Annotated in this window: 13 protein-coding genes and 1 other RNA gene; 8 read left to right on the plus strand and 6 right to left on the minus strand. The window is 71.1% G+C overall.

All coding sequences use genetic code 11. The annotated features are described in order from the left end of the window. Positions 1-6: 6 nt before the first annotated feature. Positions 7-420 carry a rhodanese-like domain-containing protein gene (locus FB474_RS06345; protein WP_141787872.1) on the plus strand — a complete coding sequence of 138 codons (414 nt, stop codon included), beginning with the start codon at positions 7-9 and terminating at the stop codon, positions 418-420. After that, the gene (locus FB474_RS06350) at positions 417-1,589 is read left to right on the plus strand and encodes an O-succinylhomoserine sulfhydrylase (protein WP_141787873.1); all 1,173 of its coding nucleotides are present in this window, start codon (positions 417-419) and stop codon (positions 1,587-1,589) included. The genes FB474_RS06345 and FB474_RS06350 overlap by 4 nt, the downstream gene beginning before the upstream one ends. 63 nt (positions 1,590-1,652) lie before the next feature. Here FB474_RS06350 and FB474_RS06355 read toward each other — a convergent pair whose 3' ends face one another. Next, positions 1,653-2,747 (minus strand): SLC13 family permease, encoded by a 1,095-nt coding sequence (locus FB474_RS06355; RefSeq protein WP_141787874.1) that lies wholly within the window; start codon positions 2,745-2,747, stop codon positions 1,653-1,655. Continuing rightward, positions 2,744-3,490: a YaaA family protein gene (locus FB474_RS06360; protein ID WP_141787875.1), complete on the minus strand. Its 747-nt coding sequence runs from the start codon at positions 3,488-3,490 to the stop codon at positions 2,744-2,746. Before FB474_RS06360 ends, FB474_RS06355 begins: the two co-directional genes overlap by 4 nt. Before the next feature lie 78 nt (positions 3,491-3,568). Between FB474_RS06360 and FB474_RS06365 the strand changes: the two genes are divergently transcribed. From FB474_RS06365 to rnpB, 4 genes are all read left to right on the plus strand, one after another. Continuing rightward, entirely contained in the window at positions 3,569-5,014 is a 1,446-nt protein-coding gene (locus FB474_RS06365; protein ID WP_141787876.1) for an RNB domain-containing ribonuclease, read from the plus strand. A 127-nt stretch (positions 5,015-5,141) separates the two neighbouring features. After that, positions 5,142-5,492, plus strand: coding sequence for a hypothetical protein (locus FB474_RS06370; RefSeq protein ID WP_141787877.1), 351 nt, complete (start codon positions 5,142-5,144; stop codon positions 5,490-5,492). A 104-nt stretch (positions 5,493-5,596) separates the two neighbouring features. Continuing rightward, the gene (locus tag FB474_RS06375; protein ID WP_141787878.1) at positions 5,597-6,373 is read left to right on the plus strand and encodes a phosphatase PAP2 family protein; all 777 of its coding nucleotides are present in this window, start codon (positions 5,597-5,599) and stop codon (positions 6,371-6,373) included. Between the two features lie 87 nt (positions 6,374-6,460). Beyond that, positions 6,461-6,863, plus strand: an RNA gene (gene rnpB, locus FB474_RS06380) — RNase P RNA component class A. A 33-nt stretch (positions 6,864-6,896) separates the two neighbouring features. Here the strand turns inward: rnpB and FB474_RS21405 are convergent. The 3 genes from FB474_RS21405 to FB474_RS06395 form a co-directional block, all read right to left on the minus strand. Continuing rightward, positions 6,897-7,712 carry a tyrosine-type recombinase/integrase gene (locus tag FB474_RS21405; protein WP_342778098.1) on the minus strand — a complete coding sequence of 272 codons (816 nt, stop codon included), beginning with the start codon at positions 7,710-7,712 and terminating at the stop codon, positions 6,897-6,899. Next, on the minus strand, positions 7,612-8,625 hold the full coding sequence (locus tag FB474_RS06390; RefSeq protein WP_141787879.1) for an RNA polymerase subunit sigma-70: 1,014 nt from the start codon (positions 8,623-8,625) through the stop codon (positions 7,612-7,614). The genes FB474_RS21405 and FB474_RS06390 overlap by 101 nt, the downstream gene beginning before the upstream one ends. A 78-nt stretch (positions 8,626-8,703) precedes the next feature. Continuing rightward, on the minus strand, positions 8,704-9,939 hold the full coding sequence (locus tag FB474_RS06395; RefSeq protein WP_185746066.1) for an MFS transporter: 1,236 nt from the start codon (positions 9,937-9,939) through the stop codon (positions 8,704-8,706). Between the two features lie 317 nt (positions 9,940-10,256). Between FB474_RS06395 and FB474_RS06400 the strand changes: the two genes are divergently transcribed. Together FB474_RS06400 and FB474_RS06405 are read left to right on the plus strand one after the other, a co-directional pair. Further along, the gene (locus tag FB474_RS06400) at positions 10,257-10,961 is read left to right on the plus strand and encodes an RraA family protein (protein WP_141787881.1); all 705 of its coding nucleotides are present in this window, start codon (positions 10,257-10,259) and stop codon (positions 10,959-10,961) included. Positions 10,962-12,008: 1,047 nt separating this feature from the next. Then, positions 12,009-15,014 carry a helix-turn-helix transcriptional regulator gene (locus FB474_RS06405; RefSeq protein ID WP_246092360.1) on the plus strand — a complete coding sequence of 1,002 codons (3,006 nt, stop codon included), beginning with the start codon at positions 12,009-12,011 and terminating at the stop codon, positions 15,012-15,014. Positions 15,015-15,079: 65 nt separating this feature from the next. On the opposite strand, the gene FB474_RS06410 is transcribed toward FB474_RS06405, so the two are convergent. Continuing rightward, the gene (locus tag FB474_RS06410; RefSeq protein ID WP_141787883.1) at positions 15,080-15,685 is read right to left on the minus strand and encodes an HIT family protein; all 606 of its coding nucleotides are present in this window, start codon (positions 15,683-15,685) and stop codon (positions 15,080-15,082) included. Positions 15,686-15,845: the final 160 nt, after the last annotated feature.

Here is a 15,845-nt window from a genome sequence, read left to right on the forward strand (position 1 = left end):
GTGGCGGTGAGCTACGCCGGGGACGTCCCGCCGCAGGAGGCGTATGCCGCGCTTGAGTCCGACCCCGCGGCCGTCCTGGTGGACGTGCGCACCACCGCGGAGTGGAGCTACGTGGGGCTGCCCGACCTGACCGGCCTCGGCAAGCGGGTGCTCCCGGTGGAGTGGCAGCGCTTCCCCGACGGCTCGGTCAACGAGCGCTTCCTGGACCAGCTGCGCGACGCCGGCGTCACCGAGGGCGCCCCGATCTACTTCCTGTGCCGCTCCGGGGTCCGGTCCGCGGCGGCCGCAGCGGCCGCGACGCGGGCGGGCCTCGGCCCGGCCTACAACGTGGCGGACGGCTTCGAGGGGCCGCTGGACGGTCAGGGGCACCGCAGCGTGTCCGGCTGGAAGGTCGCCGGCCTGCCGTGGAGGCAGGGATGAGCGAGCTGCGTCCGGACACCCTTGCGGTCCGGGGAGGGCTGGCCCGCAGCGGTTTCGAGGAGACCGCCGAGGCGCTCTACCTGACCTCCGGCTTCGTCTACTCCAGCGCCGAGGAGGCCGAGGCGGCCTTCAAGGAGGAGGTCGACCGCTTCGTCTACTCCCGCTACGGCAACCCGACCGTGGCCATGTTCGAGGAGCGGCTGCGGCTGCTGGAGGGCACCGAGGCCTGCTTCGCCACGGGCTCCGGCATGGCCGCCGTGTTCGTCGCCCTGGCCGCCCTGCTCGGCAAGGGCGACCGGGTCGTGGCGGCGCGCGGGCTGTTCGGCTCGTGCTTCGTGATCCTCGACGAGATCCTGCCGCGCTGGGGCGTGGAGACCGTCTTCGTCGACGGCCCGGACCTGGACCAGTGGCGCGAGGCGCTGTCGGTGCCGACGACCGCCGTGTTCTTCGAGACGCCGAGCAACCCGATGCAGGAGCTCGTCGACGTGCGCGCGGTGTGCGACCTCGCGCACGCGGCCGGTGCCCAGGTCGTCGTCGACAACGTGTTCGGCACGCCCGTCTTCTCCCGTCCGCTGGAGCAGGGCGCCGACGTCATCGTCTACTCGGCCACCAAGCACATCGACGGCCAGGGCCGCACCCTGGGCGGGGCGGTGCTGGGGACCGCGGAGTTCATCACCGGTCCCGTGCGCAACCTCATGCGCCACACCGGCCCGTCGATGTCCCCGTTCAACGCCTGGGTCCTGCTCAAGGGCCTGGAGACCCTGCGCCTGCGCGTCGAGCGGATGGCCGCCTCGGCGCTGGAGGTCGCCCGGGCGCTCGAGGCACACCCGCGGGTGTCCCGGGTCGTCTACCCGTGGCTGGAGTCGCACCCCCAGCACGAGCTCGCCCGGGCGCAGATGCTCGGCGGCGGCACGGTGGTCACGTTCGAGGTCGACGGCGGCAAGGACGAGGCGTTCGCGCTGATGAACGCCCTGCAGGTCATCGACATCTCCAACAACCTGGGCGACTCGAAGTCCCTCATCACCCACCCGGCGACGACGACGCACCGGCGCCTCGGCGAGGAGGCAAGGCGGCGGGTCGGCATCACCGACGGCGTGCTGCGGGTCTCGGTCGGGCTGGAGGACGTGCGCGACCTGGTCGACGACCTGGTGCAGGCGCTCAAGGCCTGACGCCGTGCGCGGCAACGGCGGCGACACCTGTGGCGACACAGGTCCCGACGCGCGTCGGGCCGCTCAGGCCAGGCTGAGGGCCAGGACCGCCGCGGCCATGGTGGCCACGGCGCACAGGGCCCCCTGCCAGGCGAACGTCCGGGTCGGGACGCTCACGCCGGCGCTGCGGCACCGCTCGCGCCACAGGATCGTCGCGAGGCTCGCCCACACGGTCACCAGCGGCCCGCAGTTGACGCCGATGAGCAGCGCCATGAGCCGGTGCGGGTCGGTGTCGGTGACCGACTCCAGGGCCAGGTAGGCCGGCAGGTTGTCGACGACGTTGGCCGAGGCGGCGCCCATGCCGGTGACGCGGGCCAGGGCCGGCAGGTCGGTGCCGCTCCCGACGGCCGAGGCGAGCAGCTCCTGCAGGCCGTGGCGCAGGGCGACGTCCACGACGACGAACAGCACGCACACCCCGGCGACGACGAGCCAGGGCACCTTCACCTCGCGCAGCACCTTGGGCTGCCGCACCAGGGTGGTGCCGGCGAGCACGATCGCGGCGACCGTGGCGGGGATGGCCGGGGTGATGCCGGTGACGAAGGCGGGGCCGAGGGCCACGCACACGCCGCCGGCGACGCCGAGCATCACCCGGTCGTGCGGCTCGGGTGGGGCGTCGAGGGTGTAGCGCCCGCGCAGCGCACGCCGGTGGAGCAGGGCCAGGACGCAGACAGTGGCGAGGATCGCCGCGGCCGCCGGCAGGGCGGCCAGCCGGATGTATCCCGCGTGGCCGAGCCCCAGCGCCTCGAACCGGTGCAGCGCGAGCAGGTTGGTCAGGTTGGACACCGGCAGCAGCAGTGAGGCGGTGTTGGCCAGCCAGACGGTGGTCATGGCGAAGGGCAGCGGGCTGACGTCGAGCTGGCGGGCGACGGCGATGACCACCGGGGTGAGCAGCACCGCCGTGGTGTCCAGGCTCAGCACGATCGTCGCGCCCACCGACAGGGCCACGACGAGCAGCCACAGGGCCCAGGTGCGGTGCCGGCCGGCGCGGGCGGCCCAGTGGCCGGCGACGTCGAACACGCCTGCGGCGTCGGCGATCTCGGCCACGACGGTGATCGCGACGAGGAAGACGAGGACCGGCCCGACGCGGGCGGCGAGGTCGGCCAGCTCGGCTCCGCTCATCTGGCCGTCGTCTCCAGCACCCAGGGCTGGCCGGCCCGCTTCGGCTCGTGCAGCGCGGTCTCGAAGTCCGGGGCGAGGACCTTCTCCAGAGCGCCGGGGGTGCGGGCGTCGACCCCGGCGACGCAGAGCGCGCGGGCGACCAGGCCCCGGGTGTGCTTGGCCATGTGCGTGGCGCCGGGCACCTTGACCTGCACCCAGCGGCGGGCGAGGTCGCCGCTGGGAGTCCAGGCGGCGGCATACGTGCTGGAGCGGCAGTCGACGATGACGCCGCGGCCGGCGGCGTCGGGGAGCACCCGGGCGAGCGGCTCGCGCCAGACCGAGGCGAGCGGGCCGAGGCCCTCGAGGTTGACCCCCATCGACAGCCGGTAGGGGGCGACCTTGTCGCCGGGGCGGACCGCGCCGTAGAGGGCGGAGACGACCAGCAGCCAGCGCCGCGCACGGCGCAGGGCGGCGCCGTCCAGGGAGGCCAGGTCGAGTGCGTCGTAGAGGACCCCGGTGTAGAGGTCCGCGGCGGGCAGGGCCGGGGCGGTGGCCAGCCGGGTGTTGCGGGCGATGTCGTCGGCCAGGTTGGCGCTGACCCCCAGTGCCTCCGCCGCGTCCGGGCGGGCGCTGGCCCGGGCCACGGCGGCGGCCACCTGCTCGCGGGTGCCGGTCAGCTCGGGGAAGGAGAGGCGCTCCAGCCTGGTGGGTGCGCCGCGCGGGCGGCCGCGCTTGGACTCGGACGGCGGCAGCAGGATCAGCACGGGGGACAGCGTAGGAGGCGGCGCCGCTCGCCCCCGCTTCGGGCGCGCTGGCGGCCGCGCGTGCGTAGTGTGAGGGCCATGTCGATGCGCAGGATCACGCTCAGGCCGACCGATCGCGTCGAGGCGGCCGGGGTCGACGGGACCGAGCTGCGGGCGGCGTTCGACGCCGTCCGCGCCGAGCTGGACGTGCCGGCCGAGTTCCCGGCGGAGGTGCTGGCGGAGGCTGACGCCGCGGCGGCGTCGGTGCGGCTGCCGGAGCGGGACGCCACCGACGTCGCGTTCTTCACCATCGACCCACCGGGGTCCAAGGACCTCGACCAGGCCATGTGCCTCGAGCGGGCCGGCAGCGGCTACCGCGTGCGCTACGCGATCGCGGACGTGCCGGCGTTCGTCGCCGCCGGGGGAGCCATCGACGCCGAGGCGCGCCGGCGCGGCCAGACGATCTACGCCCCCGACCGGCGCACCCCGCTGCATCCCGAGCGCATCGCGGAGGACGCCGCGAGCCTGCTGCCGGACCAGGACCGGCCTTCCTTCGTGTGGGACCTGCGCCTCGACGAGGACGGGGAGGAGGTCTCGGTCGAGGTCTACCGCGCCATGGTCCGCAGCCGTGAGCGGCTGGACTACGCCTCGGTGCAGCAGGCGGTCGACGCCGGGTCCGGCGGTGAGCGGCTGGCCCTGCTGCGCGAGGTGGGCGAGCGGCGGGTCGCGCTGGAGCAGGGACGAGGTGGGGCGAGCCTGCCGCTGCCCGAGCAGGAGGTCACCGTCGACGACGAGGGCCGCTACCGCCTGCGCTTCCGCCCGCCGATGGTGGTCGAGGACTGGAACGCCCAGATCTCCCTGATGACCGGCATGGCGGCCGCCGAGATGATGCTCCACGGCGACATCGGCATCCTGCGCACCATGCCCGAGCCGGACCACCAGGCGGTGGCCCGGTTCCACCGCCAGGCCCGGGCCCTCGGGGTGGTGTGGCCGGCGGAGTGGCTCTACGGCGAGTTCCTGCGCTCCCTGGACCGCAGCGACCCCCGCCAGCTCGCGCTGATCCACGAGGCGACGAGCCTGTTCCGCGGCGCCGGCTACACCCCGTTCGTGGGGGCGCTGCCCGAGGTCGGCATGCACGCGGCGGTGGCCGCGCCGTACGCCCACGTCACCGCCCCGCTGCGCCGGCTCGTGGACCGGTTCGGGCTGCTGGTGTGCGAGGCGCTGTGCGCGGGAGCCGAGGTGCCGGACTGGGTGCGCGAGGCCCTGCCGGCGCTGCCGAAGGCGATGGCCTCCTCCGACCAGCGGGCCGCGGCCGTCGAGCGCGCCTGCACCGACGCGGTCGAGGCAGCGGCGCTGCGCCACCGGGTGGGCGAGGTCTTCGATGCCGTCGTCGTCGACCTCAACGCGCACGGCGGCATGGTCCAGGTGGCCGACCCAGCCATCCTGGCGCCCTGCAGTGGTCGCGTGTCGCTGGGCGAGGCGCTCCAGGTGCGGCTGGTCGAGGCCGACATCGCCCGACGCTCGGTGCGTTTCGAGCCCGTCTGACCCGAATCAGGTAGGCGGCCACCTGCAGGGTGCTGACCACCGATGCGCCATTGGGTGGAGGTCTGAGCCGGTCTGCCAGAGCAGCGTGGGATGCGTCGGGTTGGACTTGCGACGAATGAGGGAAGCCATGGTGCACAGGAGGCTGGCGGCTCTGGCAGCGGCAACGGGGGTGGCGGCGGCGATGGTGCTCGGCGCCGCACCGGCGCAGGCGTGGCCAGGGGACTCAACCGTCATGACGTACGGCGACGACGGGTGCGACGGCGACCAGCTCGCCACGATCTACGCCCTTGCCCCCAACGGTGAGTGGCTGTCGGGCAACTTCGGTCCGTGGGGTGGCTACGCCCTCACCTTCACGCATGTGCCCGCGCACGGTGAGTCGGTGCGCTTCGACGTCTTCTGCGGCACGACCGGCTACCACTCGACCCAACGCTGGGTGAACCGTCCGAGCGTCGGGACCAGCCTGCACGTGGACCTGTAGCGCGGGCTGCCCGGCGTGCGCTGGGCGGTGCCTCTGTCGCAGGAGTGTCCGGCGCGGCGCGCTGATGGGTACCGTGGTGGGCTCCTGACGGTGATGGAGGCCCCATGGCAGACCCGGCACCCGGCGCCACCACGCGGCGCCGGCGCTACACCACGAGGGCGGTCCTCGTGGCCGTCGCGCTCGCCCTGGTGGCGGTGCCGTTCGCCCTGCTGCTCCTGCTGGTCGAGGACCGGTGGGGGCCGCTGTCCGAGGCCGACCTCGGCGCCCGGGACGGACTGCACCGCTTCGCGCTGACGCAGCCGGCGTTCGTCTGGCTGATGCGCGCGTTCAGCGACTCCGGGTCCGCCCTGGCGTGGCAGCTGGTGATGCTCGCCGTGGTGGTGTGGCTGCTCTGGCGCCGGTTGTGGCGCCTGGCGCTGTTCGTGGTCGTGACCACCGCGGTGTCCTCACTGCTGAACACCGCGGTGAAGGCGATGGTGGACCGGCAGCGCCCCGTCGTGGCGCAGCCGTTCGTCCACGAGCCCGGGGCCAGCTTCCCCAGCGGGCACGCCCAGGCGGCTGTCGTCGGGTACGGCGTGCTGCTGCTGGTGTTCCTGCCGGTCCTCAAGGGGGTCTGGCGCCGGGTCGCGGTGACGGTGGCGTTCGTCATGGTCCTCGGCATCGGCTTCTCCCGCGTGGCCCTGGCCGCCCACTACGTCTCCGACGTGCTGGCCGGCTTCGTCCTGGGCGGCGCCTGGCTGGCGGCGATGGCCGCCCTCTTCAGCGCGTGGCGGGTGCAGCGCGGGCGCCCGGCGGTCCACCCGGAGGAGGGCCTGGCGCCGGAGGACAGCGAGCGCCTCAACCCCGCGGCCAGCGCACCCGGGGCACCGTCCCGGGAGTAGCCGGGAAGAGGGCAGGGAGATGCCCGTCCGGCGGCGGGAGGCGCACGGCATACCGCGTCCGGTGTTGCCGTTAGGATCATCGGCGGATGAGTCGGTCAGACGGCCGCGTCGGTGCCCCTCGGGGCGCCGCCGAGGAACGTCCGGGCTCCACAGGGCAAGGTGGTGGCTAACGGCCACCCGGGGCGACCCGCGGGACAGTGCCACAGAGAGCAGACCGCCTCGGCGAACCACCCGGCTCCGGCCGGGCAGGCGCCGCGGTAAGGGTGAAACGGTGGTGTAAGAGACCACCAGCACGCCAGGTGACTGGCGTGGCTAGGTAAACCCCACCTGGAGCAAGGTCAGACAGGAAGCGTTCGAGGGCGGCCCGCCCGAGCTTCCGGGTAGACCGCTGGAGGTGTCCGGCAACGGGCACCCGAGATGGATGGCCGTCGCCCGCAGTGCCGGTAACGGCCGCGGTGCACAGAACCCGGCGTACCGACCGACTCATCCACCCAACCGCCTCTGACCTGCGACGTTGCCTCCTCTAAGGGGTCGCAGTCCGCAGATAGTCCGCAGAATCTCCGAGGACGAGGTCCACCGCCTCCCTCGTCCGGTCGTCGGAGTCGGGCCAGAGGTGGCTGTATGTGTCCAGGGTCTCGGCGGCGCTGGCGTGACCCAGCCTTGCCTGGTCGGTCTTGACGGACTCGCCGTGCCGGATCAGCAGCGAGGCGCAGTAGTGCCTCAGGTCGTGAAACCTAAGGCCGGCGAGTCCTGCCCTGGTGGTCGCCCGACGCCAGGTCGTGCCGAACGCGGAGCGCCGCAGCGCGGCCGGCCGCCATTGATCTCGATCACCGCAGCCGAACCGATGTTGCTGCCGGAGCAGGTGATGAGCACACGATCCAGGTCGCGGGCCCCGGGCCTGTATCAACCCGTTGGCCAGCGCCCAGGTAGCGAGCCCACGTCGTCGGGCCGATGGGCGGATGCCGTATCCGATGTGGCCGCCCTCTTGCAGGAGCGAGTCGTTTAGCGTGTGCCGCAGGGTGACCGCCCCGAGGTAGGCGGCGCCTTCGACAACCCACCAGTAGTCGGCGTGGACGCGCCCGAGCTCGAGCGGAACCCCCGGGTTGCCCTGCTCGTGCAGATGGGAGACCCACTCCGCGAACGCCTCCCGGCTGTTGACGTCTTGACCGCGGCAGTGGAGATGGACGTGGTAGTGGGCTGAGCCCAGCCAACACCCGTGGCCCGGTGCTGGGTTCTGGCTATCGGCTCGGGAGCGATCGCGGTAGCCCGAACCACGGCAGCACGCTGGCCTCGAAGCGGGTGATGCCGCAGATCCGGCCGCCGGCAAGGGTGAGCACATAGAAGCCGGTCGCGTGCCGGACGCCGTCCGGGCCGCGCAGGTATGCCCCGAACGCGGGCTGCCCGTTGGCTCGGGCCGGCACGAGGTCGAATCTGCGGCCCGCGCCCAACTGGCGAGCGCAGTAGCGGGCTACGAGTTCACGGCCCTCGTATCCAAACGGCTCCGGAGGCATGGCGATGAAGACGTCATCGGTCAGCAAGGCCACCAGCGCGTCGACATCGGCGGATTCCCACGCCCTCGCAAACGTGGCAACGATCGCGTCCTCAGCGGGCGAGCCAGCAGCGGGCGGAGACTCGTGGCCGGCGACCGACCGCTCCCGGCGCTTCAGGCTCGCGCGAGCTCGTTTGAGGGCGCTGTTGACCGATTCGACGGTCACTTCCAGCATGCCGGCTACGTCGCTGGCGTGGAATCCAAGGACGTCACGCAAGATGAGGACGGCCACCTGGCGCCGCGGCAGCAGCTGCAGGGCGGTCACGAAGGCCAGCGAGATCGCTTCGGTCTGCTCGTAGCGGGCTTCCGGGCCGAGCGGCTGGTCGGCGGCACCTTCGAGCAGCGCGTCAGGAAACGGCTGCAGCCAGACGGGCTCGTCGCGCGGTGTCGGCAGGGGCGATTCAAACCTGGACATGTCCCACTCCCTGACCGGGCGACGGCTCGCCGCGCGGCGCGCGTTGAGGCACCGGTTGGTGGCGATCGTGTACAGCCAGGTGCGCAGCGACGCGCGTTCCTCAGCGAACCCGCTCAAGCCCCGCCAAGCAGCCAGCATCGTCTCCTGGACGGCGTCCTCGGCGTCGGCCAGGGATCCGAGCATCCGGTAGCAGTGCACCTGCAGTTCCCGCCGGTGGGACTCAGCCAGCTCCCGGAACGCCTCGCCATCCCCTGCCCGCGCCCGGGAGAGCAGATCGGCTGACACCATCGTGCGCTCCTTCCTTCCGCACCGGCTCGTGCCTCCGCCGATATATACACCGCGCGCCGCGCGAACTGGGCGGGCATTTCACGCGGCCTCCGGCGCTGTCCCAACAGTCGACGGTGCTGGGGCTTGGCGGAGCGGGTCGGGGATGCGGTCGCCGAGCTTCAGCAGGACGGCTCCGGCTAGCAGCGCGGCGAGCGCGCCGCCCCACCAGATGGCGTCCGGCGAGGTCTGGAGGAGAAGGCCGCCGGTCGCCGGGCCGAGCGCCAGGGAGCCGGTGAAGGTGAGGGTGTAGAGAGAGAGGTAGCGGCCGAGCAGATGTTCTGGGGCCATGTCCGCGACCAGCGGCCCGAGAACGAGAATGTGCGCGATCTCGCCGATGGCCAACACGATCGCAACCCCGGCGAGGACGCTGGTCGCAGCGAGCTCCGAGTGGGTGACTGTCGCCGGCACGACGGCGAGCAGGGCGACAGCAAACAGGGCGCTCGTCGCCGCGAACGCGTGTGTGCGACGCATCCGTGCCACCAGGCGCACCGCCGGGATCTGCGCGATGACGACGAAGGCGGTGTTGACGAGAATGATGATCCCGATCTCAGCGGGCCCGACTGGCGTGTGTGCCTTGGCGAACGGCGGCAGGATGTTGGAGAAGAACGTGTGACCGACGACGACGAGCACGACGTTGGCTGCGATCACGATGAGGAAAGGCCGATCTCGAGCGACCGCGCGATAGCCGGTCCCGTTACCGTGTGTCGGCGCCGCGGCGATGTCGGCTCGCGGGTTCGGCACGGCAGCGAGCACGATCAGCGCGAACCCGGCGTAGGTGACAGCGTCGAAGAAATAGAGACGCTGGAATGTGCCGAGCTGCGGGGTGGCTGCGACGATGAAGCCGCCGACGGTCGCGCCGGCACCGATACCGAAGTTGCCGGCGACGCGGTTCAGCGCAAAGGCGGCCGCTCGCTGCTCCGGCCTGATCAACCTGACAACCAGTGTCCGATTGGCCGTCCCTGCGACGCCGAGCCCGGCTCCGCTGACAATGGAGCAGGCAAAGCCCTGCCAGGGATGTTCTACGAAGGCGAACCCGGCGTAACCGAGCGCGCTCGCCAGACTTCCTGCGACCACCAACGCTCTGGCGGAGTACCGGTCGAGGAGCGATCCCGTCGGCGGGGTCGCGATGGCGGAGATCCCCATGGTCGCCGCGAGAACCAGTCCGGCGGTCGACGTCGAGAAGCCACGTGCCTGGTGCAGATAGATGATCTCAAACGGAAGCACGAGCCCGTAGCCGAAAGCGTTGACCGCGTTGCCCGCCTGAAGGATGAGCACGGGTCGAGAGAGCCCGGTACGCCAACCCCCGATGAGGCGGGAGACGCGGCGGCTCACAGGCCCCAACCCGTCTTCTCCTTCGTCGCCTCGGTGTTCATGTGCGCATCCCCTTCGTGGAAAGTCCGTCTCGAAAAGACTGACACCACGAGCACGCGAAACTGGGCGCTCCCGAACCGACCAGTTCTCGAGGACGTGGGTGTCTACACAGGTGACAGGGAATGGGAAAGCCGAGGGCAGCCGATGCGAGGATTGCCGGATGACGGTGGCTCACTGCGCAGATTCGCTCACGAAGCTGGATGAGAGGTGACGGTCAGCGCATGAACGCCGACTACGCCGCACGGCTTGTGTCGTTGACGACCGCGCATATCGCGGACGCTTGCATCCGCGTCGACATACCGGTGCGATGCGCACCGGCCGGGACGCGTCCGCTTGCTGCAGGGGCACGCGTCGCAGGCCGCGTGCTGCCCGCTCGACACGCCGGCAGCGTCGACGTGTTCCTCGAAGCGTTCGAGCACGCCCGCGAAGGAGACGTGCTCGTCGTCGACAACGGTGGACGCACCGACCAAGCGTGCATCGGTGATCTTGTCGTCGCCGAAGCGAAAGCTGCGGGTGTCGCAGGGCTCCTCGTGTGGGGCTTACACCGGGACACCGCGGACATCCTTGCGATCGGCCTGCCAGTGTTCAGCTTGGGCGCGATCCCGACCGGACCGCTGGAGCTGGCACCGCGGGACTCGCAGGCGCTGACGTCTGCCCGCGTCGGCGAGCACACGGTCAGCACCGGCGACGTTGTCCTCGCAGACGACGATGGAGCCGTCTTCCTCCCCGATGACCGTGTTGCCGAGATCCTCGACGTTGCCGACGGCATCTGCGACGCCGAGCGGCGGCAAGCGGAGCGAATCCGGAGCGGGAACATCCTTCGGCAGCAGGTCGAGTTCGCGTCGTTCCTCGATAACAGAAAGCGGAACGCCAACCTGACCTTCCGTGAGCACCTGCGGACCGTCGGCGGTGCGATCGAGGAATGACCGGCCTAGGTTGGCGGCGTGCCGCCCCGAGCTTTCGCCAGCCGCCGGAAGAGTGGACGGCCTCATCCTCGTCGCGGCATGGGCGGACGCTGCGCGCGCGGCGATCGCGGCAGGTGACTTCGACTATCGCTCAGTCGTCAATGGGCTGACGTGGCGCCTGCGTCACTCTGGGCGGAATGACGCGGCGGTGATCTGCCGCCCCTGACATCTGCCAGTCGATGGAAGCGGGGCGGCCCCAGCGACCAAGCCGTCGACAGGACCATCGAGCCCATCCCGGCGGCCGACGCGTGCCATCATCCAGTAACGGTCCTCCGCTGTGGGGACCACCACCTCGCCCGATAACTTCTGCCACAGCGTTCCGTCTGAGCACGCTCGCTGAGCACGGACGCACAGCGCTTAACGGTGAGGCACCCCGAAGATGCCGGGCGAGCCGCCACCCGTGCCGCCCTCCCGTGCCAGACATGTGGACTACATGCAGCTTCCACGACACCTACCAGTGCATCCACTCCCACTGTTCCTAAGTGACCCTGCGGAATGGACGCGACGGCTACGATCACGAGCTGCGCAGGCAGTTCGGGCACCGCTCGGACAAAGGCGAGTAACGTCGCGCGGCAAAGTTGGGGAGAGTGACTCGGGCGGTTGGCCGTTCCAGGATGTCTCTCCAGGCGTGGGTCTTCTTGGAAGCCGATTTAGTCCGCAAAAAGTCCGCAAGAGGTCCGCAACCCTCCAACGCCGCCCAACGTCAATCAACGACATAAGCGCAGGTCAGAGGCTTGTAGGGTTGCGTCTGTGCAGGTCAGCGGCACGCACGAAGAGAACCCGGCGTACCGACCGACTCATCCACCCACCCCAACGTCGCTGACCCGCGGTTCTTTCTCCGCAAGGGCGTCGCGGTCCGGAGCTGGTCGGCCGAACGGTCTACGTGCGGTTGCGCACGCGGCCGGACCTGAACCGGATCGCCGACACCCCGCCGTGGGCGAACGCGAGTGGGCGTGGGAGACCGATGACAGGCGTCGGACACCGCAGGACACTGGGTTGGTGACCGCGATGCCGGAAGGCGTCTCCTACCCGCTGGCGGGCAGAAGCCATGAGTTGGCCGTGGTGATGGAGAGGTTGGCCCTCGCGACGCGGGGGCAGCCCACCGGGCTGCTCGTGTACGGCGAGGCGGGGGTAGGTAAGACGCGCTTGGTGAGCGAGGCGTGCACCCGCTCTTCCGGGGTGCAGGTTCTCTCGGGTTCTTGCGTGCACTTCGGCTCTGCTTCGCTGCCATTCTCGGCCGTCGCTTCGGCGGTGGCTCGCTGGCTCGCGGGGGTGAGCGACAAGGCGGGTGCCGAGGTCCTGTGGGGCTTGGACGAGCTCACGGCGATCCTGCCGGGTCGGGGCTACCGTCCCAGCGGGGAGCTTGGAGTGTTGTTACGGCAGATGGACCAAGCCGTGCGTCGCATCGCTGAGCGGGCGCCGGTGGCCCTGGTCGTCGACGACCTCCAGTGGGCTGACACTTCGTCCCTGGACCTGCTCGCGTTCCTCCTCACCGGCATGAGCAGCGTGCCTGTGGCGATCGTGGCGACTGCCCGGGACGAAGACCGCCCGGAAGGGCACCCGCTGAACGTGTGGCTCGCAGACATTCGGCGTCTGCCCGGTGTCGGCGAACTGCGCCTTCAGCGTCTTGGGCCAGATGGCACCGCTGAGCAGATCGCAGCGATGCTCGGGACGGGCGCGGCAACCGAGGGCTTTGTGTCCCAGGTGCACGAGCGGTCCGGGGGCAATCCGTACCTGACGGAGCTGCTGTTGCGGGACGTCTCGCCCGTGGCGCCAGCCCTGTCGGCCGCTGTGCCAGAGGCGTTGCGCGAGGCGCTCCTGGGACGGTGGCACGGTTTGGGCAAGGCCGCCCGCGACGCCTCCCGCCTGCTGGCGATCGGAGGTCGCCCAACGGGGAGCGACGTCCTTGAACGCGTGAACGCCGAACTCAGCCTGTCGCCTGCCGGAGGTGTCCCCGATGTGCGTTCGGCCGTTGCCGAGGCGGTGGAGTCCGGCGTCGCGGCGCGGGTGGGCGACGGCCTGCTGTGGTTCCGGCATCCCCTGATCGCGGAGGTGCTCACCGCGGACCTGCCACGCAACGAGAGCGCGGCGGTCCATGCGGCCTACGCCAAGGGGCTCGAGGCCTTTGGGGGCGCGCCGGGCGACATCGCGACCCACCACGAACTGGCAGGACATCCCCCAGACGCATTCCGCTGGTCCCTGACGGCAGCCGATGAGGCGGGCGCGGTGCAGGGCAACCCCGAGCGGCTGGAGCACCTGCTGCGTGCATGTCGGCTCTGGCCGCATTTGCGGCGCCAACCAGGGTCGTCCGCCGACCAGGCGCACCTGTTGCTGCGGACCGGCAGAGCCGCTCTGGGCCTGGGCCGGATCGAGCAGGCCCTCTCGCTGGTCGAGCAGGCCCTGGCCCTGACTGACGCGGCCGCGGACCCTCGACTTGTCTGCCAGCTCCTGCTCGTCCAGCACCGGCTCTTCATGGAGTCCGGCAACTATGGGATGGCCGCGTACACCCCCCCGCTCCTTGAGGCCATGTCCGTTGCGGAACTCCTTGCCGACCCGCCCGAGAAACTCACCGTGGCGGCTGTCGCAGCATGGACGGAGTCCTACACCGATGAGGCGACCGGAAGAGCGCAATCCATTGCCGTGCTTCAGGCGGCCCGGCTGACCGGCTCATCAGAGCCACTGATCTTCGCCCTGCTGGCCAGCGCACGGACGTCCTCGCACAACGAAGAGGCAGTACGGCAGCTCACCGAGGCCTATCACCTTGCTGCGGCTCATGGGGATGCCCTAGCGATGGTCGAGGCGGTCCTGGAGCTCGGCAACCGGTTCATGGAGCGGGGGGACTATGTGTCCGTCGCGCGCGTCTACGAAGAGCACGGAGTCGAGCTGATGCGTGCCGGTGCACCCTTCCAGGGCAAGTTCATCCTCTCCGTCGCCGGTGCCTTCGCGCTGGTCCTGGGGCGATGGGACGAGGCCCGAGAGCTCCTGCGTCCCCTGCTCGCGTCCGCCAGTGCGGACTTCCGTGAATCGTTCGCGCGAACCGCGATGGCCCGCCTCTGTGCCCGGACCGGAGATCTGGGTTCGGCGAGATGGCACTTGGGCCGGGCCGCCGAGGTATGCACCACCGAGTACCGCGGCACCGGGAGCTACCCGTTCGGGGAGGCCGAGGTGCTCATCGCTGAAGGCCGCCCTGCTGCCGCGCTGGGACTCATCGCCGCCCAGATCGGCCAAGCCACCGCACGCGACCCCCGCGACGGTGACGAGTTCCTGTGCCTGGCCGCGCGCGCTTTCGCCGACCTGGCCGAAGCCGCCCGCGACCGGAACGAACCCAGCGGCGTTGCTCTGGCGGAGGCGAGCCTGGCACGCATGCTGGCGGCGTGGTCCACCGTGGCGGTGAAGGACTTCGTCCGCGGGAGCCCTCAAGACCTGATCCAGCCAGCGCGGCAGGCGTTGTACGACGCCGAGCTCGCCCGTGGCCGTGACCTGCCTGAGCAGGCCGTCGCCTGGCGCAGCGCAACTGAGGCGTGCCAGGCGGCAGGCCTGCCATGGGAAGAGGCGACGGCCGCGTGGAGGCTGGGCGAGGCCCTTCTCAGAGGAGTGGGCACAAGAGCCGAGGTTGCGGAAGCGCTGAGGAAAGCCCACTCCCTGGCCGTCAGCCTGGGTGCCCTGGCCCTGCGCGCCAACATCGAGGCGCTCGCGCTCGCCAGCCACATGCCTCTTGAGAGCCCCGCACCGCTGGCTTCGGCGGCGGAAGACGGCCTGTCGGTCCTGACCCCGCGCGAGAGGGAGGTGCTCGCGCACGTGATGGCCGGCCGCTCGAACACCGAGATCGCCAAGGCCCTGTTCATCAGCGACAAGACCGTCAGCGTCCATGTCTCCAGCATCCTGCGGAAGTCCGGCACGACGAACCGCGCCGAGGCGGCGGCCTGGGCCAGGCGGCTGACCAGCTCCGCCTCAACAGACGAACCGCGCCGCGTCCCGCTCCAGGTTCCTTGGGACGCACCGCTGCGGCGATGATGCGGGGGACAGGCAACCAACCCCTGACCTCTCAGTCGCGCGATGCCAGTCGAGCCGTCACGCGATCAGGAGCGCTCCGTGGCCGTGTAGCTGCTGTCCAGGGCCCGAGCGACGGCTTCGGCGTCGGCCTGCGCCAGGTCCTCGGGGTACGGCGGAAGGAGGTCATCCCACACGGGCAGCCAGGAGCCGTACAGCTGGCCCTGGCCCAGGGGGCGGGCGAAGAACCAGATGTGCAGGTGTGCCCCGCCGTCTCCGACCCGGTAGACGTGGGCGCGCGCGATGTGGGGCAGTGCCTCGATGTGCCGGGCGATGTGAGTGCTCAGGACGCCGAGCTCTGCGGCCCGCTCATCGGGGAGGTCGTCGAGGTCGTAGTGCTGCCGGGGCCACAGCATGAGCACGAGGGGCACGCCGGCAGGCCCGACACGGCGCAGCCGCCAGTGCTCGTTGAGCCAGAGCCCTTCCTCGCCCGCCCCACACGCGCCGCAGGACTGCGGGTCCTCGCCGTGCCGGGGTGCCTCGGGCACGACGGGTGGGCGCAACGGGACGACGCGGAGGTCCTCCTGTTCGAACGGGGCGACATCCCACGACGTCATGCGCGACAGCGGCAGACGGTGCTCGCTGTCTGCCGCGGCCAGCGCGTGGGCGTAGAAGTCCTCCGGCGTCATCGCCATGGCCGCAACCTTAGACGTCGAAGGACGCCTCGCCACGCAGGACGGGAACGCAGCTGCCTGCGACGCTGGCACGGATGCCGTCCCGGGCACGCCAGGCCTCCAGCTCCAGTCGACTGGGGCGGCCCATCTCCACACCCTGCACGGACGTGAAGGCCAGGCG

Origin of the sequence: Oryzihumus leptocrescens (genome assembly GCF_006716205.1) — a bacterium.
Classification (GTDB): Bacteria; Actinomycetota; Actinomycetes; order Actinomycetales; family Dermatophilaceae; genus Oryzihumus; species Oryzihumus leptocrescens.

Bases quoted from the DNA above. Each gene is read 5' to 3' on its own strand.
- FB474_RS06350 (WP_141787873.1), top strand. From the start codon at position 417: ATGAGCGAGCTGCGTCCGGACACCCTTGCGGTCCGGGGAGGGCTGGCC.
- FB474_RS06355 (WP_141787874.1), bottom strand. From the start codon at position 2,747: ATGAGCGGAGCCGAGCTGGCCGACCTCGCCGCCCGCGTCGGGCCGGTC.
- FB474_RS06365 (WP_141787876.1), top strand. From the start codon at position 3,569: ATGTCGATGCGCAGGATCACGCTCAGGCCGACCGATCGCGTCGAGGCG.
- FB474_RS06370 (WP_141787877.1), top strand. From the start codon at position 5,142: ATGGTGCACAGGAGGCTGGCGGCTCTGGCAGCGGCAACGGGGGTGGCG.
- FB474_RS06375 (WP_141787878.1), top strand. From the start codon at position 5,597: ATGGCAGACCCGGCACCCGGCGCCACCACGCGGCGCCGGCGCTACACC.
- FB474_RS21405 (WP_342778098.1), bottom strand. From the start codon at position 7,712: ATGTGCTCACCCTTGCCGGCGGCCGGATCTGCGGCATCACCCGCTTCG.
- FB474_RS06390 (WP_141787879.1), bottom strand. From the start codon at position 8,625: ATGGTGTCAGCCGATCTGCTCTCCCGGGCGCGGGCAGGGGATGGCGAG.
- FB474_RS06400 (WP_141787881.1), top strand. From the start codon at position 10,257: ATGAACGCCGACTACGCCGCACGGCTTGTGTCGTTGACGACCGCGCAT.
- FB474_RS06405 (WP_246092360.1), top strand. From the start codon at position 12,009: ATGCCGGAAGGCGTCTCCTACCCGCTGGCGGGCAGAAGCCATGAGTTG.
- FB474_RS06410 (WP_141787883.1), bottom strand. From the start codon at position 15,685: ATGGCGATGACGCCGGAGGACTTCTACGCCCACGCGCTGGCCGCGGCA.